This is a genomic window from Nakamurella sp. (genome assembly GCF_048594475.1).
Lineage (GTDB): Bacteria > Actinomycetota > Actinomycetes > Mycobacteriales > Nakamurellaceae > Nakamurella.
The window spans coordinates 39,212-66,067 of sequence record NZ_JBMDXT010000010.1; the positions used below are offsets into that span (position 1 = coordinate 39,212).

A 26,856-nucleotide genomic window follows, 5' to 3' on the forward strand; every position below is an offset into this window, starting at 1 on the left:
GACGACAGTCGAGCAACTCTGGCCAGACCGTCGCGACGGACGTCAACCTCGTATCGCGGCCTGCCGGGGGGCGGATCGGGGATCGCCCCAAACCCGCATGCAGAGCGGACGAGGAGGTAGCGCTGGCGACGGCCCGCGACTTGGTAACTCACTGCTGCGCACCGCACAGGTAGGCGACGCATCCGTCGCCGGGTGATCCGGCCCTACCTGTGGGAGCACGCGCATGTTCCGAATCCTGTCCGCACCCGATGACACCTCCACGCCGACCGCGCCGGCCGGCGGTTCGAATCCGCTGACCGGTGCAACCGAGACGACTTTGCCGGGTCTGGCCACGTTCAAGGGCCTGGTCCTGGGTCTGATCCCGTACGCCCTGGTCGCCTGCGTAGCGGCGTTCCTGATCGGCGCGATCCTGTGGGCGGTGGGCGCCTTTGGGCACAATCCGCAGCATTCGTCGCGGGGCAAGACGACGTTGATCGTCGCCCTGGTGGCGGCCCTGCTCGTCGGTGGGGCGGCGTACCTGGTGGGCTGGTTCCACGGGGTCGGCGAGACGGTGTCGGCGCCTCTGGTGGTGACGCCGTTGATGGAGCCGGCCGCGCCGTTCGTGACGGTCTGAGTGGCCGCGGCAATGTTGACTCCTGCGCGCCCGAACGGGCTTCGTCGCTGGACGTTGGTGGCCTGTGGGCTGGGTCTGGCCGGCCTGGTCGTCGTGACCGCGATCGTGGCGTTGTCCTCGGATGATTCGTCGGCGAGCCGGGCTCCGGCGACCGCGCCGGCTCGGTCGTCCCGGCCGGCGGTGGTTGCGTCCACCGCGCCGGTCTCGACGAGTTCGTCGGTGATGTTGCCGGGTGGCCGGCCGGACTCCGAGCTCATCGGCGGACAGACGGACCATTTGAAGTTCGCGCGTCTGGTCGCGCAGGCGCTGTTGGCGTATGACCCGTCGACTGACTTCCAGGCGCTGAATCAGGACCTGCTGCACGCGGCCGCGCCGGCCCCGTACGGGGACGAGGCCCGGCTGGCGGAGGATCTGGCGGCGTTGACGCCGTCGGGGCCGGCGTTGGAGTCGATGCGCCGCAACGGGACGACGGTGACGGTCGAGTTGACCGGGGTGCGGGTGTCGTCGTGGGCGGCGAACCGGCTGGCCGGGATCGGTGTCTCGCCTGGGGTGTACGGGGTCGACGTGACAGGTCGGCAGACGGTTACCACGAAGGATGGGTCTTCGACGGTAGTGCCAGTGCAGTTGGGGATCACGGTGGCGTGCCCGCCGGCCACCACGTTCTGCGCGTTGGACGGGGTCCTGCCGGCGCACCTGCAGGACGCGTTGGGGTCGAAATGATCCGCACCGTCCGCAGAATCCAGCTGATCGCGCCGGCATCCGTCGCACTGCTGATTGGCGTCGCCGCCGCGGTCACGGTCGCCGCGGTCGCCGACCCACCGACCACCCGCGCCCGGCCCGGAGCCTTCAGCTGCGTGCCGGTACCGGGCAGCACCAGTGGTGCGTTGGATGCGGCGCAAGAACGCAACGCGAAGATCATCATCTCGGTCGCGCTGGGCCGCGGCCTCGGCCCGACGGGGGCGGCGATCGGGGTGTCCGTCGCCCTGGCGGAGTCGACGCTGTTCAACTACGCCAACGACGGCACCTCTACCCTGGTCGGGTCGGCGGAGGGTCGGCAGCTCAACGACGCGGAGCGGGCGGTGGCCCGGAAATCCCTGGCGTTTCCGCATGATCGGGTCGGGAACAACTTGGACTCGATCGGCCTGTTCCAGCAGCGGCCGATGACCGGCTGGGGCACCCCGGGGGAGTTGATCGACCCGGCGACCGCGGCGGGGAAGTTCTTCGACCGCCTGGTGCAGGTGCCGGGGTGGCGGGGGATGCCGCCGTGGAACGCGGGACAGACGGTGCAGGGGTCCCCGTCGTCGGACGGCGGCATCTACCGCGACATGTACGAGCAGGCCACCGGCATCGTCACCACCCTCACCACAACAGCCGGCGGCACGGCAGTGGCGGTCCCGGTCGCGAACACCGACCCGGGCTGCGGCTCGCCGTCCATCGTGCAAGTCGCGACCACCGATGGTGGTGGGTCGGCGGCGTGGGGTGGGTATGAGAACGGGCGGATCCCGGTGACGGCGTTGTGCCCGGTGCCGTCCGCACCGGGGTTGCTGCTGGAGTGCGGCGCGGCGGCTGCGTTCGACCAGATGAACGGCGCGTTCCGGGCGGTGTTCGGGCAGGACATCGGGATCACCGACGGTTACCGCTCCTACGACGAGCAGGTCGCCTGCCGGGCGGAGAAGGGCAGCCTGTGCGCCGACCCGGGCACCAGCAACCACGGCTGGGCCAAGGCGGTCGACATCGGCGCCTGCTGCGGCGTCAACAGTGGCAGCGGGGCGGCGTTCGACTGGCTCACCGGTAACGCCGCCCGGTTCGGCTGGGTCCACCCGCCGTGGGCGCAACCGGGTTGGTCGAAACCTGAACCGTGGCACTGGGAGTACGGGGCGATCTCATGAACTGGCAACCACAACCCGGGACCGAGGCGATCACCAGCTGGATCAACCAGGGCGCCCTGTTCGCGCTCGTCCTGGCGGTGGCCGCGGTCGTCGCCTGCGCGGCGACGTGGGCCGTCGGGTCCCTGGCCGCGAACGGCACGGTCGTCTCCCGCGCCCGGACCGGGGTCGCGGTCAGCCTGGCCGCGGCGTTGCTGCTGGGCGGCGGGTTCACCTACGTGCAGTGGACGAGCGGCCAGGCGCGGGAGTTCGCCGGCGACCCGAAGGACTACGCCATCTCCGACGCCCCGGAGGTGCCGGGGGTGTGGGAGTTCCTGGACCTGTCGGAGCGGTGGACCGGCAACATCAACACGGTCCGCACGAAAGACGGCCTTCCCCCGTTCCCACGGACAGCGGTCTGGCGGAGCGGGCGCGGTCGTGTGCGAGCAGCCGCGCCGGGCAGGGCGGCGACTGCCCCCGGAACTATTTCTCCTGCCGGGAGGGCACCGGGATGGTGTTCGGCGCCTGGGACTACGGCCCGGGGGATCTGGACAAATTGAACCAGGACCTGGACGAGGCGTTCATCCGGCACCCGAACCCGTGGGGCGGCGACGACACCCAGCTGACGCTGGACGCGTCGGGGGACATGCGGTCGGCGTGGGTGGCGTTGCGGGACAACGCGAACAAGAAGGCCGTCGTCGTCGCGCTGCTGGAAAACGCGGCCGGACCGGGGGAGTGGAACGAATGCGGCACCTTCCAATGATGACGATCGGGGCTGAGAGACGATGACGATGGTGGTGGCGGATGGGGTGCAGGACTGGTTGTCCGATACCTCGGACGACGTGCTCAAGCGGATCGCCGCGGGGGCGGTGAACGCGAATCAGTGGATGATGCTCAAGGCGATCGACCAGATCAATTCCGGGTTGCGGATCAACGTGGGGGCCGACTACCTGCAGGACGTCCTGGGGATGATGCGGTACCTGGTCCTACCCCTGGTCGGGTTGCTGTTTGTGGTGCAGGTGGTGACGGCGATGCTGGCCCGGTCCCCGTCCGGGTTGTGGCGGGCGGTGTGGGGCAGCGCCCTCGGGTTGTTTCTGGGTTCGGCGTGTGCGGTGCTGACCGCCGGCCTGTTGCTGATCGTGGACCAGTTCTCCGCCTCCGTGCTGGGTGGGGCGCAGCAGGCGGCGCAGGACGGCATCAAGAAGGCGTTCGCGATGCAGGGCGCGATCGAGGGGTCCGGGTGGCTGGTCGTCACCCTGCTCGCCGGGTTCGGGATCCTGGCCTGGGCCACGGTCATCGTCGTCCTTTTGCTGCGCAAGGCGATGATCATCGCCAGTCTGGTGTTCGCGCCGTTCGCGATGGCCGGCCTCGCCGCGGGGAAAACCAGGTCGTGGGCGACCAAGTGGGCCGAGTTGGTGTTCGCGTTGGCCCTGTCGAAGTTCGTGATCTGCGCGATCCTGACCCTGGCCTACAGTGCGGTCGCGTCGTCGATCACCGGGGACATCTCCGATGCGCTGTTGGGGTCGGTGTGGGTGCTGCTGGCCGCGTTCAGCCCGTTGGCGGTGCTGCAGTTCGTGCACTTCGCGTCCGATCAGATCACTGCGGCCAACACCACCGGTACCGCCGCGGCGCTGCGCAACGCGAGCCGCGGTGTGGGGATGACCCGCACCGGCACCGCTGCCCTGGCCGGGGGCGCCGGCGCGGTCGGCGGATGGCTCGCCGGCAAAGCCGCCGGCAACGGTGGAAAGGCCGCTTCGCCTGCGAGTCCGGCGGCGGCCGTCGGCGGAAGGCCCGATGTCGGCTCAGCGGCCGGGAAGGCGGCCGGGGATGGAAAACCCTCCGCCTTAACCGGATCCGCGACTCCATCGGCGGCTACGTCATCGGGCGATGATGCGCAGGCGTCGGGTGCCGGGGTGGAGCCGGCGGGTCCGTCGCCGGCTGCGGCGACCGGTTCCCCGGTCTCGGGGGAGTCGCCGGACGGGGTGCAGTGGCCGCGGATGAACGAGTACCTGGGCCGGCAGGCCCAGGAGGGCGGGCACCACCCGCTGGTTCATCCGGCCGGCGCCGCTCAGGCACTGTCGATCCCCCGGTCGCAGGCGGACCGGATGTTCCTGGTCGCCGAGACCCAGGGGGTGCTGGGCCCGCAGCAGGTCGACGGATCCCGCCGGCTGCTCACCACCAGCCCGCCGTCGACGCCGATCCTGACCCCGACTGGTGGAGGTTCCCGCGGATGACGACCACCGAAAAGCAGACCACGAGTGCGCCGCGGACGGCGCGGTTGGCGCGGCGGTCCCGCCGCGGCCTGATCATGAATCTGTCGGTGCCGCAGGCGGTCACCCTGCTGGGCGCGGTGCTGCTGGTCGCCGCGACGGTGCCGCTGGCCGGTGTCGGGGCGGCGTTCTGGGTGGCGTTGCTGGTCGGCGGTCCGCTCACCGCCCTGGCGTTGGTGCGGTGGGACGGGTTCCCGCTGGTCGAGTGGTCGCCGATCCTGTGGCACTACTGGCGGCGCAAGCGGACCCGGCAGAACGGGTTCCGGGCCACCGCCACCCCTCGGACCGCTGGCCGGCTCGCGCTGCCCGGGCAGGAGGCCCGGCTGGTCACCCTCACTGCCGGGGACGGGTCGGTCACGGTGCACGATCCGTGGACGGGTGGGTACACGGCGGTGCTGCGGTTGCGGGCGCCGGCGTTCCTGCTGCTGGACCCGGAGACCCAGGACGCCCAGGTCAGCGGGTGGGGGCGGGTGCTGGCCGGGATCTGCCAGTCCAACCTGATCAGCCGGGTCCAGGTGCTGGAGCAGTGCGTCCCGGACTCCGGCGACGGCCTGCGCGACTACTACGCCCAGCACGCCGCCGGGCAGGACCTGTCGGAGTGGGCCAGTGAGAACTACCGGGACCTGATGGACATCGCCGGCCCCGCGTCGTCCCGCAGCGACGTCCTGCTCGCCCTCACGTTGGACTCGAAACGCTGCCGGGGGTTGATCCGCAAGTCCGGCGGCGGCCACCCCGGCGCCCTGAAGGTGCTGGCCGGGCAACGGCGGGTGGTCGAGGCCGCCCTGGCCGCATCCAGTCTCGCCGTCGAAGGCTGGCTCACCGCCGGGGAGTTGGCGTATGAGTTGCGGTGCGCGTACGACCCGGCGATCCGCCCGATGCTGGACTACCGGCCCACCGCCGGCCGCGACCTGGCGTCGGCGGGACCCTTGGCGGTGCAGGAACACTGGGACTACCTCCGGTCGGACACCGCCTACCACAGCGTGTTGTGGCTGATCGAATGGCCGCGCAGCCTGGTCTACCCGACGTTCCTCGCCCCGCTGGTGCTCACTCCGGGGATCGACCGGCGGCTGAGCCTGATCTACGAACCCGTCCCGACCGCGAAAGCCCTCAAGCAGGTGCAGCACGACAAGACCGAGCTGATCTCCAACGCGCACGACCGGCACCGCTTGGGTCAGGTGGAGAACCACGCCGACGCCGACGAACTGTCCGACACCCTGCAGCGGGAGGCGGAGATCAACGCCGGCCACGGCGACATCGGCTACGCCGGCCTCCTCGTTGTCTCCGCACCCACCCTGGACCAATTGACGCTGGCGGTGGGGGCGGTGCGGCAGGCCGCGATCCAGGCCGGTTGCGAGGCCCGGGTGCTGGCCGGGCAGCAGATGCAGTCGTTCGCCGCCGGCGCCCTCCCCCTCACCCGAGGATTCTGACGATGCGTGAAAACCATGAGCAAACCGCTCATTCCGGCGGGTTCCTGCCCGACGACACCACACGAGCGTCTCGTCGCCGCACCCAACGACTGTGGCGAGATGCCGCCGATCAGCTCGTCCGGGAACAGCAAGAACGGGCCGCCGCCGCCAAGGCCGCCGAGAAGCTGGCGCGGCGGGCGGAGTACCGGTCCCGCACCCCGAAGGCCGGAGAGAAACGCGCCTGGGCCGGCCGCACCAAGCGGAGCCTGCAGTTGCGGCGGCATCGGGCGACGACGGCGAACCTGTCGCACGTGTACCCGTTCCTGGCCGACGGCGGGCTCGGCGCCTCCGGCGTCTACGTCGGCCGGGACTCGTATTCGGGGGCGTCGTTCTGCTACTGCGGGTTCGACCTGTACAACCGGCGCCCGAGGTTGGTGTCGAACACCAACATCATGATGGTCGGCAACATCGGCTGGGGAAAGACGAACACCGCCATGGCCCTCGCGGTGCGGAACCTACCGTTCGGCCGCCGCATCGTCGTCCCCGGCGACCCCAAGGACGACTGGCTCCGCCTGGCCCTCGCCCTCGGCGGGCAAGGCATCCGATTGGGCCGCGGCCTGCCGGCCCGGCTCAACCCGCTGGATGCCGGGGTCAAACCGGCTGGGAAAGACCAGCTGATGTGGGACACCGAGGTGTGGTCCCGCCGACAGAAGCTGCTGGTCGCGCTGGTCGCGACCGCCGCCCCGGCGATCGCCCCGCTGGAACCGCTCGCGGTCGCCGCCCTCGACCTCGCGTTGGCCACCGCCGTCCACCAGGCCGGGACCCCGACGCTGCCGGACGTGGCGCATCACTTGGCCAACCCCGACCCGGACCGGGCCCGGGCGGCTGGGTATGACGTGGAGTTGCTGCGGCACCGCGGGCAGCCGGTGTATGCGGTGCTGTCCTCGCTGATCAACGGGCACCTCGGCGGATTGTTCGACGGGCCGTCCACGGTGCGGTTCGACCCGCAGGCGCCGATGATCGCCCTCGGCTCCGCCGCCCTGGGCGATGACGACCTGTTGCAGTCGCTGGTGATGTTGTGCTGCTCGGCGTGGGTGGGGTCGACGATGGCCGACCCCAGCTTCGGGCAACGGTTGTTCGTGTACGACGAGGCGTGGCGGATCATCGGCGGCGAGGCCCAGCTGGACCGGATGAACACCGATCTGCGGTTGTCCCGGTTCTACGGGATCGCGAACATCCTGGCCATGCACGCCCTGTCCGACCCGGACAAGGTCGGCCACGCCGACTCCGCCGCGGTCAAGAAGGCCCAGGGCCTGCTGTCGCTGTGCGACACCAGGGTGGTGTTCCGGCAGGCGCCCGGCGAATTGGAACGGGCCACCAGCGATCTCGCCCTCACCCAGGCCGAACGGGAGGTGGTCGCCGGCGCCGGCGTCGGCGAGGCCCTGTGGAAGCTCCCGTCGAAATCGTTCCGGGTCCATACAATCCTGTCCGACCGGGAAAAGATCATGTTCAACACCGACCAGCGTATGTCCACCATGTCGAAAACCCAGTGAGGACAACCATGTTCAAGCAGATCCCGATTCTTGTCCGAACGGTAGCGAATAGCGCCGTGACGTCTCTCGACGACCGCACGAGGGTCGCCGTGACCGCCCGGGTGGCGGCCGGCGCCGTCATACGGGACCAGGCCGTCGTCGGCGGCAGCGCGGTGGCACTGGGCGCGGTCACCGTCTCCGACCGGGCGCAGCTCGTCGAGCACGGCATGCTCGGCGGCGCCGCGACCCTCCAGGGTCGGGCGGTGTTGTCCGGGTGGGCCGCAGCCGTCGACCACGCCACGATCGATGGTGACGCGTGGGTGTTCGGCCGGGCCGTCGTCTCCGGGCACGCGAGCGTCGCCGGCCACGCCCAGGCCTTCGGTGACGCCACCGTCACCGGCGGGGCGGTCGTGGATGGGCACGCCTGGATCCATGGCCACGCCCTGGTCGCCGGGGAAGCCTGGGTCAGTGGCCGGGCGCAGGTCGGCGGCCACGCGATCGTCTGCGGCACCGCCAGCATCGCCGGCCCGCTGCGCATCGGCGGACACGCTGTCGTCGGCGACGGCGCGGACATCACCTCGCCGGATCATGTCGAGACGCACCGGCTCAGCTGGGGCGAACACGTCACCCTCTACCGCTGCGACGACGGCAGCGTCGGCCTCGGCCGCAGCGAGAAGAACCATGGCCCGGTCACGGCCGGCCGGTCTCATCTGCTCGACGGGCGGCTGTCCGCCAGAATCGAGGAACTGGGCGAGCTCTGGGCGCAGAACCGATCGGTTAGCGCATCGTGAACAACATGCGGGCGGCCATCCGGGCCAGCACCAGCCCGGCGAGCACGCCCAGGATCAGCGTGCCGAGGACGACCAGGAAGTAAAGCACGACCGCGGCGGCGGCGGTGCCCAGCACGATGAGCACGACGTTGCCGACGTACCGGGCGATCGTCAATCCGCGGGTGGTGGTGTCAGGTGCGTGCGGCATCGGTGGCCTCCTCGGTCAGGACCTGGCGGACGGACTGCAGGTGCCGGTGGACGTCCGGCTCGGTGTTGGCCGGGTCGTGGATGGTGATCTGCCCGGCGGTGTCGCGGCCGCTGGGGCAACCGATCTCCCACCGCACGGTGCGGCCCGGCGCGATCCACACGGCCAGGGCGTCACCGAGGGCGTCCACGGTGGACTCCACATCCGGCCGTTCGCAGACCTCGGCGTCGGCGTCGCTGCCGGCTCTCGGCAGCGTGATGGTGATCGTGTACATGCCGTTCACGGTCGACTCCTTGGAACGACCTGCCAAGCAGGATGTTCGGAAATGTGGATAGAACCTTCGATGTGGATAACCTGGTGCGGCTGAACGGGTCACAGGGTGGGTCGGCGTCCGGGGAGTTCGGCCCAAGCCGGCTGCCGGGACTCGTCGGCGGCCTTCGGCGGGGTCTTGTAGCGGGTGACGGGCAGCACCAGCGGGGCCAGGGCGGAGACCTCTCGCCACTTGCGTTCGGTGCTGGCCCAGGCGGCCTGGTCATGGATGCGCCAGGTCAGGCCGCCGATCCGGATGAGCGCGACATTGTGGGCGGCGTCGAAGACGTGGTCGACCGTGTCGGTCCCGTGGGCGCGGGCCATCATCACCGGTCCGTGGGTGGCGGGGCGGGTCTGGACGGTCTTGGGCAGACGGGATGCGTTGTACCAGGAATCGATCCATGCTCCGGCGTACTGGCGGGCGGCGAGCTGGTCGTGCAGATAGATCAGGAGATTGTCGGTGGCGACGGCGATGTGGCCGCCCCAGTCGCGGCGGTGACCGGACCCGTGGGTGTCCAGGGTCAGCTGCTGTTCGCCTGCGATGCTGACGGTGGCCAGGATCTGCTGACCGGCGCTGGGCGGCAGCTCGGTCTTGCTGCGGTTGGCGCGGCGGACTGCCTCGGCGATGGGATTGCGTCCGGCGTACGCGCCCATCAGCTGATCGCCTTGACTGCGGTGCCTCGCCCGGGGGTCTCCGCTGGCGACGAGGCGGGCTGGTCCCAGCGGTAGATCGCGCCGGGCCGGGCGAAGGTCACCGTTCGGTCGGGTCGGAACCTGATCTGCTGGTGTTCGTGGGTGCCGGCAGCGTGCGCGATTCCGGCGAGGATCAGGTGGACGTGGTGGCGGTCCAGGCCGGCGAGGGCGCGGCCGAGGTTGACGGTGGTGTCGCCGTCGTTGAGGGCGGAGGTGATCTGCAGGAAACGTTGTTCCCCGCCGGAAAGGGCGCCGATTTGGGCGGGGATGGTGTCGAAGTCGATCCAGTGGCCGGAGGTGGTGGGGTGGATCCAGGGGTTGCCGGGGTCGGCGAACCGGCCGTTGAAGCCGCGGATGAGCAGTTCGGTGGCGGCTTCCAGCCCGTAGTTGCCCTTGGCCCAGGCCCGCAGCTGGGCGTGGTGCTGGGAGGTTTCGGTGCTGGTCATCAGAGGCTCCGGCAGGCGGACGCGGCGGTGACGTCGGGGATCTCGATTAGTAGCGGCATGCTGGGTGGGTAGTAGCTGGTGGCGCCGGGGATCTCGGCGTACTGGACGGCGACGACGGGGTGGGCGCCCTGGATGCGGTGCTGGGTGACGTGCCGGTGCCCTCCGGTGTCGGGGATGACGACGTCGCCAAGTTGCAGCTGCAGGGCGGTGATGGTGCGCACGAGGTGACCCATGACGGTTCGGTCCTTCCTGAACGGGTGGATGGTCTGCACTCAGGTGCGGTCGACCAACGGGAGTTGTTGCCCGCCCGGCGCACTCGCCCGGCCGATCGCGGTTTCGAGTCGGATTGCGGCGTAGGTGTCCAGGTGTCCGCACGGGTTGGTCCAGGCGTCGCAGCCGAGGCGGCGGGAGCCGTCATAGGAGATCGCCGGCGTGATCTCGCCGCGTGGTCCACCACAAGCTGGGCAGACCCAGGGGAGGGTGACGGTGATCAGGTGATGGCCGGCATGGTCCTGGCTGCCGGGGATGCGGACGGTTCGCCGGTCGGTGGGGTCGTCGTGCTGGTTGGTGGGCATGATTCGTGTCCCTCCTGGTGTGGCTGCCCGAGGGCAGGGGTTTGTCGGGGCCAGCCGTTCTTCCGGCGGGCCGATCACGGCTGTGATCGGGGGTCGGGGCAAGGGGCCGAAGGCGCGAGGACGACCGGGGCGGATCGGTTCGGCGTGGATCTGTGGAGGAGCGAAGCGGGGGAGCGGATTCACCCGAACGGATCGGCAGTGGGCGGCATCGCCGCAGCCCTTGACCCGGCCCCGTACCATCGACCGTCGGTCGGCCCGCCGGAAGGGCGGGAGCCCCACTGGGCGACCCGAACTGTCAGGCCGCTGTGCGGCCTGTCCACTAAGGCAGTTCGGGCCTCACGTTCACCCCGGTCAGGCCGGAGCGTCGGTGCCGGTGCTCGTTTTCCGCGCTCCGGCTCGATCGTGGCGTCCGGACGCGGCGGATCCGGTCGGGCGGGACGGGCGGAGGAGCGCAGAGAGGGAGAACGAACCGTCCCGGGCTGATTGGCAGCGACCGGCGCCCCCTCCGGCGCCGGATCGCCCACCCAGGAGGTGCCGTTCGCCCGTACGGGCTTGATCCACCGGCGGGCACCGCACCACAGGGTGCGGATCGGCGTGGCGTTCACGTCGGTCCTGGAGGAGGAATCGGTGACGAACTCGACGTCGAAGGCGCCGGCACGGGCAGGCGACATGGACTGGGCGCTGATCGGGGTGGTGCTGCTGGTCGTCGGTGGGTGCCTGCTGCTGTGGGTCGGCGGGCAGGCGGCGAGCCTGCTGACCGGCAACGGGTTCGCCGCCGGCCCCGTGACGGCCGGCGTGCGGGCGCTGTTGACCGACCGGGACAACCCCGCGGCCGCCTGGGACTCGGCGATGCCCGACGCGCCCGCCTATTGGTGGATCACCACGACCGTCACCGGCGCGCTCCTCACGGTCGGCGCGGTCGCGTTCGCCCGGCTGCGCGGCGGACTGCGCCGGCGGGGCCGGCTCACGGAGTTGGCGTCCCGCCCGGGAATGGCGACCAGCCGGGCGATCACCGCCGCGGTGGGGTCGAAACGGTTGCGGCGCAGCGCCCCCGAACTGCGACCCACCCTGGCCGGCCGGCTCGGGCCAGGGGAGTTGGGGTGGTGTTGGGGCACGGCCCGCGGCGTCCGGGTATGGACCAGCGTCCGCGACTCGGTCGTGCTGCTCGGCCCGTCCGGCGCCGGCAAGGGCGTCTACGTCGTCAACAACCGCATCCTGGACGCGCCCGGCGCGGTCGTGGCCACCTCGACCCGTCCCGACGTCCTATCCGTCACCATCACTCACCGACGGACCACCGGTCCGGTCGCGGTGATCGCCACCGACGGGTCGATGGACGGACTTGCCGAGGTGGTGCGCTGGTCCCCGATCCAGGGCTGCCGGGACGGCCGGGTGGCGGCGGCCCGCGCCCAGGTCCTCGCGGCCGGCTCCTCCAGCGGGGTGGAGGACGCGTCGTTCTGGCAGGGCTGGTCGGAGAAGGTCATCAAGACCTTGCTGCACGCCGCCGCCTGGTCCGGCGCCGGGGTCGACGAGTTGTGGCGGTGGTCCCAGTCCGCGGTCGCCGCGCGGTCCGCGCTCGCCGTGCTGCAGAACCTGGACGGCCGCGACGCGAGCGTCGGCGAGCGGGTCGAACCGGGGTGGGCGGACACCCTGGCCCAGGTCGTCGAGGGGGATGAGAAGTTCCGCGGCAACGTGTGGGCCGGCGTCGGCAAGGCCCTGGCCGGCCTGGACCTGTCCGCGGTCCGCCGCCGGTTCGACCCGCGTCCGGGCGAGAACTTCAACCCGCAGCAGTTTCTCGCCGACCAGGGCACCCTGTATCTGTTGGCGGAGGCGGACGACCCGGCGTCCCGGTTGTTGCAGTGTCTGGTCGCGGATATCACCCGCACCGCGAAGGACCTGGCCGATCACTCGCTGCGGTCGCGGTTGGATCCGCCGCTGACACTGGTGCTCGACGAGATCGCGAACTGGGCGCCGCTTCCCGCCCTGCCGACCTATGTGTCGGCGTACGGGGGGTCGGGGATCGTGACGATCGCGGTGATCCAGTCGCGGGCGCAGATGGCCCGGTCCTGGGGCAGTGATGCGGCGAAGGCGATCTGGGACTCGGCGACGATCACCGGGATCCTGGGTGGGGTCACCGACGCGGAGAACCTGCGGGACTTCGTCGCGATCGCCGGCGATCGCGATGAGACCTCGTGGCAGGCGTCCACCGGCAAGGGTGGGGGCGTGCTGGGGTTCGGGGCCGGCCGGTCGTATTCGGAGCAGACCCGGACCCGGGCGGTGCTCACCACCGGGGAGATCCGCGGACTGCCCGAAGGCACGATGCTGATGTTCTATAAGGGCCTGGACCCGATGCTCGTCCGGATGACCGCCTACTACCGCCGCCGGGACCGCAAGGCGCTCCTGGCCGGCCGTGAACGGGTCGAGGCGACGATCAGCCGCGCCGGCACCGACCACCCGATCCTGGCCGAACCGGTCGAGGACTACTAAGTGCGGCCGCCCCGAGCTGGTTCGGCGTGGACACCCAGCCGGTGGGCCCGCCGCGGCTGGTACGCCGACTACATGAACAGCCCGGCCTGGGTCGCCCGGAAACGCCGCTGGTTCCGCGAGCACTGGGCGCGCACCCACCAGCCCGCGGTCTGCGTCGTCTGCGGCGTCCGTCCGGTCGAGCTGCACCACATGGACTACGGGCGACTCGGCAACGAGAAGCACGATCAGCTCACGCCTCTCTGCCATGTCCACCACGCTCGGATCCACATCGCCTGGGACGCGACACCACATCTGCGCCGGCTCGGCCGGCGAGCGGCCACCATCGTGCTGGTGCAGGCCATGCGGTGTGAGCGCTGAATTCCGAACTCGCCGGTGTCGGGCTGCTTGCCGCCCAGGTGTTTCATGATGAAACACCTGGGCGCAGTTACAGGGCGGGCCCCGGCAGCTTCGTCAGGTGTTTCATAGTGAAACACCTGAACCGGCGTCTACTGGAGCAGATCGCCGATGTCGGGATGGCGGCGACGAGCGGACGCGCGTTGGTCGACCGCGGTGGCGCGTGTGGAGGCGGCGGCTGCGGCCCGTTCCGCGGCGATCGCGGCGGGCAGCAGCTGCTCGAGGCTGTCCAGCCACAACTGGCTGATCTCCGTTGTGGGTGGGCCTGTCTCGCCGGCGAGCGCCTCCCTCGCAAAGAGGTCGGCGAGTTCGCGGCGTTCGTCCGCGACGACGGTCTCGCAGGCTGTGTGCTGTTGCGCGTCCAGGACGGTCCGGGCGGCGTCCGCGGCGGATTGTGCGGCCCGGTCGACGGCTTCGGCGGCCAGTTCCTGCAGGCGTTGGGCGACCTGCTCGCGGTCCTGGTCGGTGGCACCCGCCGGGTTCTCCACTGTGTCGGCCAGGATCGCGGGGGCGAGGTCGTGGCGTAGTTCCGCTGCTTGCAGGATGTCGGTGACGACGTCGGCGGCGGCCTGCAGGGCGGCCGCGCGGATGCGTTGCCGGGTCTGCTGGTCGAGGTGGTCGTGCCACAGTTGGTCACCTGCGGGGGGTGTCGCGGCGGCAGGTTCGGGTTCGGCCTGGTGGCGGGTGGCGGTGCAGCCGGTGATCGCGGTGGCTTCGCGGAGCCGGTTGACGGCGGCTTCGCGGCGTTGGTCCCAGTCCAGGCCGATCATGCCGACGCCGGCGTCGGGGTGGCGGGTGAGCAACCACCCGGTCCACAGGTGCCCGATGTCCTCGCGGAGGGCGGGGTGGGTGAACCAGCACGGTGGGATGACGGTGGCCGGGATCCGGTAGGTGCCGCGGAGCCAGCCGATCCAGTCGCCCAGGTCGGCCAGCGCGTGGCTGTAGGCGTCGGCGGGCAGGTCGTCCCAGCACACCACCATCGGGACCGGTGGTGAGCTGGCCTGCCCGCCGAACGTGGCCGGGTCGAAGACCGGTGAGGTCACCGGCCCGTCCCACGGGTGAGCCGGGCCTGCTGGTGGGCGGCGTCGACCGGTCCACCCAGGGTGGGCAGGGCAGCGGTGCGGCGTCGGATCTCCTGCTCCTGGCGGCGTTCGCGGGATTCGGCGACGGCGTCGACCAGGCCCATGAGTTGACGGCGGACCTGCTTGCCCAGGGCGTCGTACTCGGCGGCACGCTCGGGGTGGGGTGTCGCGTCACCGGACGCGATCATGCCCATCTTCGAGTTGTCGGCACCCTCCATGGTGCCCCCGTGGTTGGGGACGTCGGACAGGAACACGTAGCCGAAGCCCCCCGGGCCGGGTGGGCGCAGCACGGTGATCTTGCGGCCGGCGAACGCGGCGTCGATGGCGATGATGTCGTCCCAGTCGTCGTTGGATCGCACGGTTTCCGGGCGCAACGCCGGCTCGAGATCGCCCCGCGGCGATGCATCGGCCGGGACGGTGTCGTCGGGGGTGATGGTGTCCCACACCGGTGACTCGTCCAGGACCTGCTTGAGCCGGCCGACGAGTTCGACGTCCAGGCTGGTGAACCCGTGCCGTTGACCCCGGCCGCGGATCAGCGACAGGGCCGCTTCCGCGGCGGCGAGGTCCGCCTGCACGGACTCGGTTCGGCTGCGGTCCGCGTCGTCACCGACTCGATCGACGATGGACGCCAGCGGGTCGGGATCGGGGTTGCCGGCGTGGGCGTGGGCGCGTTGTTCGGCCTCCCGGGCCAGGACGACGGCCGGTTCGACCGTCGGGGTCCACCAACGGTAGGCGTCGTAGGCGGCCTCGTCCGGGGTGACCCATTTGGTCTGCCGACGCAGGTACCGGCCGAAGGCCAGTTCGGCCTCGTCGGTGCGGAGCCGGTAGTCCTCGCGAAGGGTCTGCAGGACGTTGGCGGCGAAGTGCCGGTGCCGGTCGGAGTCGTCGAGTGCGGGGTCGTACCCGTTGACCGGGGCCGCGGTCACAGCGACCGCCCGTTGGTGACGGCCTGCTCCGTCGTGGGGGAGGGCGCGACGCCGGCGGTGACCGCGGGGGAGCGGTTCGTGTCGTGGGCGGGTTGGTTGACGACGGGGATGTCGCGGCCGTTCTCGCGGACGACGGACAGGACGTCGCTGACCCGGGCGGCCCGGGTGTGCTCGTCCATGCCTGCCGGGAGGTTCCAGCTCGTGGTCGCGGCCGTCCAACGGAACCCGTGATCCTTCAGGGTGCGGTGCAGCGCCGTCGCGGTCCGGCCGACACCGACGACCACCGTCGCCTCGCCGGTGTGGTGGATGACCGGTGTCGTGTCCTGGGCGATGTCCTGGCCATTCGGGTCGGTGGATCGGTCGTCGACGGTCGGGGTGACGGTGCGGGCGTAGACCTTGATGGTGCCGCCGGTGGAGCCGTCTCGGCGGTCGAACAGTTCCAGTTCGGGGCGGCCTTCGACGGTGACCCGGTCACCCTTGTGCAGGTTGTCGCCGGCGTCCTCGGCGGCCTTCCCGAACAGGGTGATGTTGAAGAACTCGGGGTCGGTGGATGTCCATTCCCCGTTGCGCTTGACGCGGTCGTGGCTGGCGATGCGCAGGTGCGCCCAGCTGGTGCCGGCGTTGCTGACCCCGAAATCGGGGTCGGCGGTCAGGTTGCCGTCGATTGTGATTCGTGCGGGCATGCGAACTCTCCCAACAATGGAAGGGATACGGTCGGCGAACCCGGGTGCCGTCGGCCGATCGGCACTGGGGGTCGCCGGCGTCGTTTGACGCCACCCACCAGTGCCGCCCCGATCGGTGAGCTATCCGCGCGCCGACAGACAAACCGGCGCCGCATGATTCACAACGTCCGCCCGGACCTTTGCGTCGACGGGTCGAGACTCGAATCCCACTGCGGTCGAGAATCGGTGGTGAGCCTGCGCAGCATTTCCGACAGACGCCGGTGGTCGGATTGCTGGGCCGATGCAGCGGAATCGTCGGGACGTTTCCCGAGTGGTGTCGGGTCGGTGATGTCCCAGCGATCCCGGTAGGTCGCCAGAACACGAATGACCGCGCTTCGCTGTTCGTTGTTCATTGATGCCGGGATCGCGTTCGTCCACGGCGCCGTAATATTGATCGCTTCGGCGGCGAGGTGGTCGGCGCGTTGCTCGATCAATTCGTAGCGTTTACCGATCGCGGTGACCATTTCCGGGTCGGACAATCCGGCGGTGGCGTCGATGATGAGGCCGGCGACCAGGGTCGGCTGGAATGCCGACGTGCGCGAACGCAAATGGGTGCGGATCATGGTGGTGAGATTGTCCGCGGTCAGGGATTCGCGGGGTCGGGAACCGATGATGACCGGCAATTCCCGGGTCAGATCCACGCCCTTGATGTGGGCGTGCCGGATGGCCAGGACCAGCTCCGGGAAATGCTCGTCGTCCAGGATTCTCCGAACAGGTGGGGTGTCGCCCAGCAGGGTCAGCAGCAGGTCTTCGGCGGCCAGGTCGTGGGCGTAGGCGGCGATCGTGTCGGCCTCGTCCGCCAACTGCCGGATCGAAACGGCCCGGTCCTGCACGGTCCGGATGGTCTCGTGGGCGGATGTGGCGGCGCCGGAATGCGCGGTGATGGCGTCGGCGACCTGGGCGGTGGTGTGGGCGTCCTGGTCGGCGGGTCCGCCGACGGGATGGGTCAGCCGGTCCCGCAGGGTGGTGGCCGGGTCCAATACGAGGTAGGCGTGGTTGGCGTACCGGCCTCGGGTCATCGCGACGTAGAACGGCTCGCGTTGGGTCAGGGCGTCGGCCAGGACGTGGCTGGTGTCCACGGTCAGGCCCTGGGCGCGGTGGGCGGTGGTCGCGTACCCGAGGTCGACATGCTCCCGCACATACGCCGGGGTGAGGATGACCGCGGCCGCCCCGGGCTGGCCGGCGTCCAGAAGCCGAACGGTCAGGGAACCGTCGCGGTGGGCCCGTTGCACCTGCCAGCGTTGCCCGTTGCGGACGAACCCCGCACCCAACCGCCCACCCACCGCCGGTTCGGCGGTGGTGCCGTCGGAGGTGGTGCGGTCGATACGGCGGGTGACGACGACATCGCCGCGGCCCACAGACAGCCCGTTGCGGACCACGACCGTCGCGGCGTCGTCGACCTGCCCGGTCTGGACCAGGTCGGCGCGGGCGCGCTGGTTGAGATGGACGACGGTGTCGTTGTCCGCGGCGATCAGGACGCTGCTCATCCCGGCGCGGACGTCGGTGAGCCAGCCGGTGTACGCCTGGTCGGTCATCTGGTCCTGGTCGCCCGAGGCGATCCGCTGATGGTCGGCGTAGTCGGCCAGGGCGGAGGGGTCGCCGGTCCGGAGTCGATCGGCCGCGACCTCTTCCCATGCGCGGCGGGTGCCGTCGGGGTTGACGAAGCGGCGGACCTGGGTGAGCGTGGGCGGGGCCGGGTGGCGGGCGCAGAGCAGGCCGAACGCGCCGCCGGTCTCCACCGCGGACAGCTGGCACGGGTCCCCGACGAGCAGAAGCTTCGCTCCCGCCTCGTTGGCCTGCCGGGCGAGGTGGGCGAGGGTGAAGGTGCCGGTCATGCCGGCCTCGTCCACGATCAGCAGCTGCCCCGGCCGGAGCCGCCACCGGTCGTGCTCACCCTGCACCCGTGCCATGGCCGTCCGCAGCCCGTCGATCCGACCCGTGTGATTCGCCTTCTCGATCGCCTGGGTCAGCAGAGCGATCCGGTGCGCCCGCCCCTCTTGCCGGTCTTGCTGGGTGATCCATTGGGCGGTGTTGTCGGTGACGATGCCCAGGTCGTCGGCGAGGACCTGGGCGGCCACCGCCGACGGCGCCAACCCGACGACGCTGCCCGGGCCGTGCTGCGCTTCCCACATGGCGCGGACGCCGGCCATCGTGGTCGTCTTGCCGGTGCCGGCCGGCCCGAGAAGCACCTCGACCACCCGCCCCGACGTCACGATCTGCACCGCCGCCGGTCGCTGATCCTCCTCCGCCAATCCATGGTTCCGGCCGGGCAGGTCCTGCTCGGCAACCCGGCCTGCCCGATCCTCATCGACCGTCGGTGCGGACCGGTCGTCGGCGAGCTGCAGCAGCTCGTCCTCGGCGGCCAGCACCGCGGTCGAGGTGAACGTCTCGGCCGGCGCGAACGGGCTCGCGCCGCCAGGTTCGCGCAGGACAACCGGGGTGGGAACCAGTTCGGGTGGGGTCAGCGAGACGGAGAGCCGCTCGGCCGCGGCCACGATCCGGTCCCGCACCGCGACCGCGTCCTCGACCGAGGCGTACTGGCAGTTGCCGGCCGCGAGATGACGCATCGCCTCCGCGGTCAGGTTCCACCGGGTCCACGTCGACCGACTGGTTGAGACCGCGTCCACCACGCACAGCGCGATCGCCTCCACCTCCACGTCCGCCAGCTCCGCGCCACGCGGCAGCGACATGTCCGCCGTAGTGGTGGTGACCGTGGTGGCCCAGGTGGTGGGGTCCTGGCCGAGGACGGACTCAGCGGTCGTGCGCCACTGCTGCACGGACTGGGCCAGGTTCGGCGCCTTCTTCGCATCGCGGGTGGTCAGGGTCAGGTGCTGCCGGATCCGGTTGATCGCGTTCGTGTCGGGTCGCCACCCGGTCCGCAACACCAACTGGCCGATCGCGGTGTCCACCGCGGCCTCGATGTCGGCCGACCGTTGCGAGAAGGCGGCGATCAGCGCGTCAGGAACCGGGGTGAGTTCGCGGCCGACCCGCCGGTTGCTACCGGCCCGGCGTTCCCGCGGACCCCAGGTCAGGCCGGTGCGGCGGGTGACCTCGTCGGCCAGCAGCAGGTCGTAGGTGTCGGAGTAGGCGACCGCAGCCTGATGCAGGGTGGCCCCGTCGAGGGTGCGCCAACGGCCGTCCGGGCCCTGGACCCGGTTGGCGACCGTGACGTGGGTGTGCAGCTGCGGGTCGCCCTTGCGGGAGTCCCAGTGGTCGAACGCGGCCGCAACCAGTCCGTTGACTCGGACCCGGCGGACGCCATGCCTGCCGAGCCTGGTGAACGTCGCCTCGGCCTCGATCAGCTCGAACGTCGCGGCCAACGCGGCCCGGTGGGCCAAATACAGCTGCTCCTGCACCGGCGCCAGCGCGACCGCCCACAACGCGGACACCGACTTCGGCACGCTGAACGTCAGGTCGAACCCGGCTACCGCGGTCCGGGTCTTGGTTTCCTTCTCATCCGCGGTGATCTTCTCCACCAGCGCAGCCCGCGCCTCGACGGTCAGGGTGTCGGGGAGTTTGGCGATGCGGCGGTCGATTCGCTCCTGCCGGGTTGGGTACTTCGCCGGCGGCCGCCCCAGCCGATCACCGGTGAATGGGTTGCGGGCTTCCTCGAACAATGCCCGCAGCTGCTCTTCGGTCACCTCCGTGCCGGCCATGGTGCCGGCGCCGAGGGCAGCCATCCCGGACCCCAGCCACGTGCCCGGCGGATAGCCCTCCGCCGTGTAGTAACGGGTCAACGGTGACGCGCCGACGTCGCCGGCGCGGCCATCGCCGACCGCGACGTGGCCGACCAGATAGTCGACCGACGCCATCTTCGCCAAGCTCATCACCACGCCCTTAGGTGTTGTCGGCGCTCGCGAGTTAACGATCTTGCCCCCGAGCCTCCGGCGAGGCGGTGCAAATGGTGTGCATCTTCCAGCCGTTGAGCTTTCGCCCAGGTCTGGATGGGCGATGGATCGCTGGACTTCCGGTGGGGGACCGGTGGTGAGTCGGCCGCGGAAACATGGTCGGCGGGTCCTCCTGGTGCAGCCAGAAGTTGCCGTTGCCGGAGTCGGCTGGCAGGTTTCTTGTCGGGGGGATTCGACATGTGGGATCTGGATTGCTGCAGTCGGGATCATGACGTCCCCTGCCTTCGACCATCGCGATCCGGCCATCGGCCTCGCGGCGGCGGTCATCGAGTTGTCGGCCGTACCGGGGAAGCGTCCGGGAGTCATTTCTGCGAAGGGCAGTCACGAGGCGCATGGACCTGATAGCCGGCCAGAATGTGCCCCTCGTCGGCGGCGCCGTCAACGTGCGCCTGCGGCATCCCGGACGAGCGTCAGTCGACATCGTCGCCCTGTTGCTCGACGAACGAGGCCAGGTCAAGGGCGACGCCGACTTCGTCTTCTACAACGCTCCTCGCCACCCGAGCGGCAGTGTCACGCTCACCGAAGCAGGACTCAGCCTGGACCTACGGCTGGTTCCGGCGGCCGTCGAGCGAGTCATCGTTGCAGCGAACAGCGACGGCGGGAGCAACCTCGATCTCCTGACGGTTTCGGTGGAGAGCGGAGAAAAGCTCACATTCGCACCGGCCAGTCTGTCCGGCCTCCCGACCGCGGTGCTGGTCGAGATCTATCGCCGAGGAGGTGCATGGCGGGTCCGCGCGGTTGGCCAGGGCTGGGCTGCCGGCCTGGCCGGCCTGGCTCGCGAGTATGGGGTCAACGTCGATGCCGAACCCGAGCAGCCGGCGGCCCCATCGGTCCCGACGATGCCGGAGCCGGACCTGGCGCCTGTCCGGTCAGAACTGGAGCGGCTGGCCCGACGCCGGGACGCGCTGCGCGAAGAGGTCGACGCGCTCGAACGGCAGGCACGCGAGGCGCGCGAATCGATCGTCGAGGTGAACGAGCTCAGGCTGCTCCAGGAAGTGGGCTACTACCAGTTCCGGCACCCACTCGACGACGTCGTGGCCTCGAAGAAGCGTCTTGACCGGCTGCGTGCGCAGATCAAGGAAGCGATCAGCAAACGGACGGCCGTCCGCGGCAAATCCGGCTGGATGGTGAACGGATCGCTGAAGGAAGGGGCGGCCCTTGTCCGTCAGTTCAGCGACCTGATGCTGCGCACGTACAACATCGAGGCCGACAACTGTGTCCGCACCGTGCGCGCGCACACGATCGACGCGGCGAGAAAGCGGTTGGAGCGAACCCGGGAGGCGATCATCAAGAATGGCAGCACGATGGGCGTCGCGATCGACGAGGCCTACCATGCGCTGCGTTTGGAGGAGCTCCAACTGACCGCGGACCATCACCTCCGGGTCGAGCAGGAAAAAGAAGAGGCGCGAGAGGAACGGCAGCGGCAGCGCGAGGAGGCCAAGGCGCAGGAGGAATTCAAAAAGCGGAAGAAGGACCTGCTCAAGGAGCAAACGCATTACCAGAGCCTTCTCGAGCGATCCCGGGCCAACGGTGACGAGGCAGCAGCGCTGGAGGCGAGGGAGCGACTCGCGGAAATCACCGACAGCATCGAGGAAGTGGAGGATATGGCGGCGAACACCCGCGTCGGCTACGTCTACGTCATCTCCAATGTCGGTGCGTTCGGTGATCGCGTCGTGAAGATCGGTATGACCCGTCGCGAGGACCCGCTGCAACGGGTCTTCGAGCTGGGCAGCGCGTCGGTGCCATTCAAGTTCGACGTGCACGCGCTCGTCTTCAGCCACGATGCCGTCGCACTGGAAACCGCGCTGCACCGGGAGTTCGATCAGCATCGGGTCAACCGGGTCAACCGCCGGCGCGAATTCTTCCGAGTAAGCCTGCCCGAGGTGCGGGCCGCGCTGGAGAAGGTCGGGACGAATCACGTGGTCGAATTCCGTGAGCTCGCGGAAGCCCCGGAATGGCGGCAGAGCCAAGCACAGCTTCCTCGAGACGTCCGCCCCGGCGTCGACCTGAGCCGATAGGAGCAACTGGACCAATGGCCCGTCGACGCGGAGTCCTCGCCACACTTATACAGATCCAGCGGGAAGCCGAACGTGACCGGCAACGGCGAGCACGAGCAGCCGCGAAGGCCCAACGGGACGCGCAACGCGCGGCCGCAGCGCGCACCCGGGCGGCGGTGCAGGACCAGAAGCTCAGGGACCGCCTGTACGCGGAGGATCGAACTCGGGAGGCCGCGGAGGATACGGCGCAACTTGAGTACCAGGTCGAGGCGCTGCAGGGCCTCCTCGCCGCGACACTCGATGTCGACGACTTCCTGGACCTCGAAGCGCTCAAGCGGCCACCGAACTACCCAGTCTTCGATCCGCTCACAGTCGGAGCGCCGCCGACGCCCCCCAACGAGGCCGACTACACGGTCGAGGGTCCTTCGGCCCTGGGGCGGGTGTTCGCCGCCTCGAAACACGCGGCCCGAGCCGAACAACGTCAGGCCGAGTATCAACAAGCCCTGTATGGCTACCAAACCGCGGCCCAGCGGCATGCGCTGCAGCTGGAGGATGCTCGGCGCCGTCACGAGGCGTCCGTCGCGCGCCAGGTGCAGGAGCACCGCCAACACGTCGAAGAGATCAGCGCGCTGCAACGCGGGGTGGCGACCCGTCAACCAGAGGCCGTTGTCCGCTACCTGGACCTGGTGTTGGAGGCGGCCGACTACCCCGACGGGTTCCCGCACTCGTGGCGTCTGGCGTATGCGTCATCATCCGGCCATCTGGCGATCGAGTACGAGTTGCCGACGATGGATGTCGTGCCGGCCGAGAAGGCCTTCAAGTACGTGAAGAGCTCCGACACGATCAACCCGACCGCTCGACCGGCCACCCAGATCCGCAGCATCTACACGGAGGTGGTGCGGCAGACCGCCCTGCGGGTCGTGCACGAGGTGCTGGAGGCCGACCGCGCAGGTGTGATCCGCACGGTGGTTCTCAACGGGTTCGTGAACGGGACGGACCCGGCCACCGGCCAGCAGGTTCACCGCTGCCTGGTGGCCCTCGCGACGAGCCGGGACAAGTTCCTCGGCATCGACCTCGCGCGGGTCAACACCGTGGAATGCCTCCGGCATCTCGAAGCTCGGATCAGCAAGGACCCGAGCAAGCTTCAGCCGGTTGAGCCGATCGAGCTGGCAGGTTCGCTGGAGGCGGACTACACGCTGGACACCGATGGCGAGGCCGGACCCAGTTCCGACTCCTCGCCGGCCGACTCCGTGACGTCTGGCCACGTGGCGCCGCCCGAGGCTTCGACGCAGCGGCAAGAGTTGATCGCCGGTCAGAACGTTCCGCTTGGCGAGCCGCGGGTGCAGGTGGACCTGCTGGCCCGCAACGTGGACCTGTCCATGCTTCTCGTCGGAGCGAACGGACGGGTCGACCGGGACGAGGACTTCGTCTTCTACAACAACCCCCGAAGCGCCGACGGGGCAGTGACGCTGACCGCCAACGGTGCGAGCGTCTCCACAGACCTGCTGCCGCAGCGCTGCGAACGCGTTGTCGTCGTCATCAGCGCCGGCGACGGCAACAGCATGGCTGACGCCACCGCCGTCCTACGCCAGCCCGGAAGCGCGAACGATCTCCGATTCCGCCCCGCAGACGCGGCCCGCGTCAGTGCGCTCGTCTGGGGCGAGATCTACCTCCGCAACGGCAACTGGCGCCTGCGAGCAGTCGGACAAGGGTGGTCCGACGGTCTCGCAGGCTTGGCGCGCGACTACGGGGTGAACGTCGATTAGCGGCTCATCGACCGCCCACTCCCGTTTGCGCGACCCGACGTGACCAACGGCCGGAAACGCTATGGTCCCGTGTCGACATCTCGCAGTTGTACATGCTGAGCGCTTCGTCCCGAACGCGGATACGAGCCGACTGATACTGCCGAATGATGCTGTCTTCGCGGGCGACACCCCTGAGCTGCGTTGATAGCCCACCAGGGGAGACGCGGACCGTGATGCTTTTCGGGTGCTCGTCGTGCCTCGGTGTCGAGGATCGACAGGCGCCGGCTACGCCCGCCGAGCAACGCTGGCGATGATCACGATCACGGCAGTCACTAGCCCCTCGACATGCCTTACCTACTTGATCTTGATTCGTCGACGACGGCTCTGCAACGTGATCAAGACGTCGCAGCATCGTCCCGGATCGAAGCCCGGGTTCCGGCGGCGGTGCGAGAGGCTGCCCCATCTATTGCGCATCCCACCGGGACCCCGGCTAGCACGGTTCGCAGGGCCGATGCAAGCAGGCGTCTTTGCACTGAGGGACAGAGCAGGACGCGGGTGCCCTTGGGTCGGGCCGACGCGGGCGTCGGAGATCACCAGTTGTACCCCGGCCAGACCCCAGACCTCCAGCCTGGGATCGGAGCCGTCAAGAAGCGTCCCATGACCGTTGCCGAAGTCTACGATTGCCTGAGAGCGAACCTGTTTCGAACGCACGAACCCTTTCGGTCACCCGACACGCTGCCCCAGGTCAAAAGGTGCGATCTACGAACCCTGAAGAGCCAGTTGTCCGGTTAGGGCTGCAACGCCATCGCCCTCGGGGCGTACTGAGATAATCACGCAGTGACCGCCAAAGCTGAGCGAGAAACGACGTCCTGGCGCTGCCCCAGGTGCGGGACAATCGCTTACGGACCCGGAAGATGCCCTAGGTGCAATCAACCGTACGCCGCACAAGCCGTTCGGGAGTCAAGGTCAATCGAGTGGCGCGGCCCAATCGAGACCGAGACGATCATGTCAGCTCTCAGCTTCGACCGGTCGCGACGTTCGTTGACGCGAAGCCCCTCTGATACTGCTAAATCACTCCGACGACTCACTGAACAGTCTGACGAGAAAGGAAGACCACCCGTGAAGCCAAAGAAGAGGATCAAACTCCTGTTCTTGGCATCTGATCCTAGTGATGCTGCCCGTCTCCGGCTCGCCCAGGAACAGCGCGATGTTCGCGAGACGCTTCGCCTCGGTACAAGTCGGAAGGTCGAGATTCACGAGCGCGTGGCTGTCAGAGCACGCGACATCAGTGCAGCGATGCACGAGATTCAACCAGACATTGTGCATTTCTCTGGACACGGAGACACTGACGGAAACATCTGCGTTGAAGACGCTTCAGGTAATTCCAGACCCGTTGCGCCTGATGCGCTAGGAGGGCTATTCGCTCAATTCCCAAGGACCCAATGCGTGGTGCTCAATGCGTGCTTCTCAGCCGTGCAATCCCAAGCAATCGCTGAGAACGTTGACATCGTAATTGGCATGCGATCAAGCATTGGTGATGCTGCCGCGATCGCCTTCTCAATTGGCTTCTACAAGGCAATCGCAGCTGGTCGCGGCTTCTTTGACGCATACAAGCTGGGCCTCGTCGAGATGCGACTTGAAGGGATCGCCCAGCATGGAGTGCCCGAGTTGTTGGTTACCCGGCAAAGTACTTCAACAAATGATGCAATTCTTGAAGGCTCCAGCAGACTGAAGCTCCTTCTGCAGCTGTTGCTACGCGCACTACCAGGAGGATGGCGATACATTGGCTGGAGAGAGGTGGATGATACATCGATGGAAACGGTGCAATACGGAGAAGATCGTACGCGCTATTTTCACGTTGTCTTCGAATCGGAAGGCATAGTCAGCAGGGCCAAACTCGAACGTATCGCTTCGATGGTCGAAAATTCACAAGACATCGCAAGAACGCTCGTGCTGGCGGTCCCGTCAAAGTACAACCTGCCGGAGAAGTCGTTCTCGAATCGGTACGTTCGTTATCTCCAAGTCTCGGGGCCTGACGATCTTGTCAATCTCAGGACGGCTATTGATGACCTGTCAACCTGAAGCATCGCCCACTGAGTGGCCATTAAGTAGCCAGAGGTTGGATTACAGTGAGGACAAGCGACCATCCGATAACATGGCTTAGTTGGCCTCCCTGGGCGGCTGTGCCTCGTCCCGGCTGAACGGCCTGCCGCTTGAGCGCGCGCCGCACTCCGACCCCGTCCAATTCAGGTACCCGCCGCTGTAGTTGCTGGCAACGCTTTCGACACGGCGTCACTTCCGATTGGCGAGCCGGTCGTGGCAGCGCCGCAGGATCCGCCCTCCACGGTACAGAGGGTCGCCGGCCCCGCCCCGTGTCCGGTGCTGTCCTGTTTGGACGCGGCGGAGGACCTGGTCGACCCTCGAGCAGAACGAGCCTGACACCGTGGAAGGCGTCGAGCACCCGCGTTGCCGCCGGTAGACGGCTGGTCAGGGCGGTTGCGTAGCCGCGGAACGGATCCAGGGATGCGGTCACGACGGCCCGGCCGGCCGCTACGCCTCGTCCCAGGCGGTCAGCCAGTCAACCGTCCGCACCCATTGAGCCACCGACATCGCAGACCTAACCCCCGGCCGCCCTACTGCGGGCTGCTGGACGTCGTTGCGGGCCGCTCCGGCCGGGTCCAGGGTGCTCGTCGCACGCAGGAACGCGGTCTCGTCGACGCCGACCGCCGTGACGCCGGTGAGCCGGTCCTGGTCGTCGACCATTGGGGTGCCGCGGTCGAGAGACTTTGCTCATGATCGTGTGCCAGGACACGCCGGCTGAGATGCACTGATGAGTAGCCTGGGGTCCTCACGATCCGTGTTCACAGCCAAGTGAATGCAACACGTGAGTAATGCCTCAGGTGGGCAATCAGACT

Annotated in this window: 25 protein-coding genes; 14 read left to right on the forward strand and 11 right to left on the reverse strand. The window is 69.1% G+C overall.

The features are described from left to right. The first annotated feature begins 223 nt into the window (after nucleotides 1–223). From ACOJUF_RS00520 to ACOJUF_RS00560, 9 genes are all read left to right on the forward strand, one after another. Complete coding sequence (locus tag ACOJUF_RS00520; protein WP_420119906.1) at nucleotides 224–613, forward strand: DUF6112 family protein; 390 nt, start codon at nucleotides 224–226, stop codon at nucleotides 611–613. Nucleotides 614–835: 222 nt separating this feature from the next. After that, nucleotides 836–1,333 (forward strand): hypothetical protein, encoded by a 498-nt coding sequence (locus tag ACOJUF_RS00525; protein ID WP_420119907.1) that lies wholly within the window; start codon nucleotides 836–838, stop codon nucleotides 1,331–1,333. Next, nucleotides 1,330–2,502, forward strand: coding sequence for a M15 family metallopeptidase (locus ACOJUF_RS00530; protein ID WP_420119908.1), 1,173 nt, complete (start codon nucleotides 1,330–1,332; stop codon nucleotides 2,500–2,502). The genes ACOJUF_RS00525 and ACOJUF_RS00530 overlap by 4 nt, the downstream gene beginning before the upstream one ends. Next, the gene (locus ACOJUF_RS00535; protein WP_420119909.1) at nucleotides 2,499–3,038 is read left to right on the forward strand and encodes a DUF6112 family protein; all 540 of its coding nucleotides are present in this window, start codon (nucleotides 2,499–2,501) and stop codon (nucleotides 3,036–3,038) included. The genes ACOJUF_RS00530 and ACOJUF_RS00535 overlap by 4 nt, the downstream gene beginning before the upstream one ends. Next, complete coding sequence (locus ACOJUF_RS00540) at nucleotides 3,035–3,241, forward strand: hypothetical protein (RefSeq protein ID WP_420119910.1); 207 nt, start codon at nucleotides 3,035–3,037, stop codon at nucleotides 3,239–3,241. The genes ACOJUF_RS00535 and ACOJUF_RS00540 overlap by 4 nt, the downstream gene beginning before the upstream one ends. 22 nt (nucleotides 3,242–3,263) lie before the next feature. Further along, on the forward strand, nucleotides 3,264–4,712 hold the full coding sequence (locus ACOJUF_RS00545; protein WP_420119911.1) for a hypothetical protein: 1,449 nt from the start codon (nucleotides 3,264–3,266) through the stop codon (nucleotides 4,710–4,712). After that, nucleotides 4,709–6,175: an SCO6880 family protein gene (locus tag ACOJUF_RS00550; RefSeq protein ID WP_420119912.1), complete on the forward strand. Its 1,467-nt coding sequence runs from the start codon at nucleotides 4,709–4,711 to the stop codon at nucleotides 6,173–6,175. The genes ACOJUF_RS00545 and ACOJUF_RS00550 overlap by 4 nt, the downstream gene beginning before the upstream one ends. A 2-nt stretch (nucleotides 6,176–6,177) precedes the next feature. Next, a complete protein-coding gene (locus ACOJUF_RS00555) occupies nucleotides 6,178–7,707 on the forward strand; it encodes an ATP-binding protein (protein WP_420119913.1) in 1,530 nt (509 codons plus the stop codon). Between the two features lie 56 nt (nucleotides 7,708–7,763). Then, a complete protein-coding gene (locus ACOJUF_RS00560) occupies nucleotides 7,764–8,477 on the forward strand; it encodes a hypothetical protein (protein WP_420119914.1) in 714 nt (237 codons plus the stop codon). Here the strand turns inward: ACOJUF_RS00560 and ACOJUF_RS00565 are convergent. The 6 genes from ACOJUF_RS00565 to ACOJUF_RS00590 form a co-directional block, all read right to left on the reverse strand. Then, nucleotides 8,464–8,664: a hypothetical protein gene (locus ACOJUF_RS00565; protein ID WP_420119915.1), complete on the reverse strand. Its 201-nt coding sequence runs from the start codon at nucleotides 8,662–8,664 to the stop codon at nucleotides 8,464–8,466. The genes ACOJUF_RS00560 and ACOJUF_RS00565 overlap by 14 nt on opposite strands. Next, nucleotides 8,648–8,944, reverse strand: coding sequence for a hypothetical protein (locus ACOJUF_RS00570; RefSeq protein ID WP_420119916.1), 297 nt, complete (start codon nucleotides 8,942–8,944; stop codon nucleotides 8,648–8,650). Before ACOJUF_RS00570 ends, ACOJUF_RS00565 begins: the two co-directional genes overlap by 17 nt. An 89-nt stretch (nucleotides 8,945–9,033) precedes the next feature. Continuing rightward, on the reverse strand, nucleotides 9,034–9,624 hold the full coding sequence (locus ACOJUF_RS00575) for a hypothetical protein (protein WP_420119917.1): 591 nt from the start codon (nucleotides 9,622–9,624) through the stop codon (nucleotides 9,034–9,036). Then, nucleotides 9,624–10,109 carry a hypothetical protein gene (locus ACOJUF_RS00580; RefSeq protein WP_420119918.1) on the reverse strand — a complete coding sequence of 162 codons (486 nt, stop codon included), beginning with the start codon at nucleotides 10,107–10,109 and terminating at the stop codon, nucleotides 9,624–9,626. Before ACOJUF_RS00580 ends, ACOJUF_RS00575 begins: the two co-directional genes overlap by 1 nt. After that, a complete protein-coding gene (locus ACOJUF_RS00585; protein WP_420119919.1) occupies nucleotides 10,109–10,342 on the reverse strand; it encodes a hypothetical protein in 234 nt (77 codons plus the stop codon). The genes ACOJUF_RS00580 and ACOJUF_RS00585 overlap by 1 nt, the downstream gene beginning before the upstream one ends. A gap of 39 nt (nucleotides 10,343–10,381) precedes the next feature. Then, the gene (locus ACOJUF_RS00590; protein WP_420119920.1) at nucleotides 10,382–10,684 is read right to left on the reverse strand and encodes a hypothetical protein; all 303 of its coding nucleotides are present in this window, start codon (nucleotides 10,682–10,684) and stop codon (nucleotides 10,382–10,384) included. Nucleotides 10,685–11,278: 594 nt separating this feature from the next. Here ACOJUF_RS00590 and ACOJUF_RS00595 point away from each other — a divergent pair. Both ACOJUF_RS00595 and ACOJUF_RS00600 read left to right on the forward strand, forming a co-directional pair. Next, nucleotides 11,279–13,168 carry a type IV secretory system conjugative DNA transfer family protein gene (locus tag ACOJUF_RS00595; protein ID WP_420119921.1) on the forward strand — a complete coding sequence of 630 codons (1,890 nt, stop codon included), beginning with the start codon at nucleotides 11,279–11,281 and terminating at the stop codon, nucleotides 13,166–13,168. A 72-nt stretch (nucleotides 13,169–13,240) separates the two neighbouring features. Beyond that, entirely contained in the window at nucleotides 13,241–13,525 is a 285-nt protein-coding gene (locus ACOJUF_RS00600; protein WP_420119922.1) for a hypothetical protein, read from the forward strand. A gap of 128 nt (nucleotides 13,526–13,653) precedes the next feature. On the opposite strand, the gene ACOJUF_RS00605 is transcribed toward ACOJUF_RS00600, so the two are convergent. The 4 genes from ACOJUF_RS00605 to mobF all read right to left on the reverse strand — a co-directional run bounded on the left by ACOJUF_RS00605 (nucleotide 13,654) and on the right by mobF (nucleotide 20,118). Further along, entirely contained in the window at nucleotides 13,654–14,604 is a 951-nt protein-coding gene (locus ACOJUF_RS00605) for a hypothetical protein (RefSeq protein WP_420119923.1), read from the reverse strand. Next, nucleotides 14,601–15,569, reverse strand: a complete 969-nt coding sequence (locus ACOJUF_RS00610) for a hypothetical protein (protein ID WP_420119924.1) — start codon at nucleotides 15,567–15,569, stop codon at nucleotides 14,601–14,603. Before ACOJUF_RS00610 ends, ACOJUF_RS00605 begins: the two co-directional genes overlap by 4 nt. After that, on the reverse strand, nucleotides 15,566–16,252 hold the full coding sequence (locus tag ACOJUF_RS00615; protein WP_420119925.1) for a single-stranded DNA-binding protein: 687 nt from the start codon (nucleotides 16,250–16,252) through the stop codon (nucleotides 15,566–15,568). The genes ACOJUF_RS00610 and ACOJUF_RS00615 overlap by 4 nt, the downstream gene beginning before the upstream one ends. Nucleotides 16,253–16,410: 158 nt before the next feature. Further along, nucleotides 16,411–20,118: a MobF family relaxase gene (gene mobF / locus ACOJUF_RS00620; protein WP_420119926.1), complete on the reverse strand. Its 3,708-nt coding sequence runs from the start codon at nucleotides 20,116–20,118 to the stop codon at nucleotides 16,411–16,413. Nucleotides 20,119–20,531: 413 nt separating this feature from the next. Here mobF and ACOJUF_RS00625 point away from each other — a divergent pair, with 413 nt between their 5' ends. The 3 genes from ACOJUF_RS00625 to ACOJUF_RS00635 all read left to right on the forward strand — a co-directional run bounded on the left by ACOJUF_RS00625 (nucleotide 20,532) and on the right by ACOJUF_RS00635 (nucleotide 26,023). Next, a complete protein-coding gene (locus ACOJUF_RS00625) occupies nucleotides 20,532–22,217 on the forward strand; it encodes a DUF4041 domain-containing protein (protein ID WP_420119927.1) in 1,686 nt (561 codons plus the stop codon). Between the two features lie 155 nt (nucleotides 22,218–22,372). Beyond that, complete coding sequence (locus ACOJUF_RS00630) at nucleotides 22,373–23,962, forward strand: TerD family protein (protein ID WP_420119928.1); 1,590 nt, start codon at nucleotides 22,373–22,375, stop codon at nucleotides 23,960–23,962. 984 nt (nucleotides 23,963–24,946) lie between these two features. Then, entirely contained in the window at nucleotides 24,947–26,023 is a 1,077-nt protein-coding gene (locus tag ACOJUF_RS00635) for a CHAT domain-containing protein (RefSeq protein WP_420119929.1), read from the forward strand. A 468-nt stretch (nucleotides 26,024–26,491) separates the two neighbouring features. Here ACOJUF_RS00635 and ACOJUF_RS00640 read toward each other — a convergent pair whose 3' ends face one another. Further along, nucleotides 26,492–26,704, reverse strand: a complete 213-nt coding sequence (locus tag ACOJUF_RS00640; protein WP_420119930.1) for a hypothetical protein — start codon at nucleotides 26,702–26,704, stop codon at nucleotides 26,492–26,494. Nucleotides 26,705–26,856: the final 152 nt, after the last annotated feature.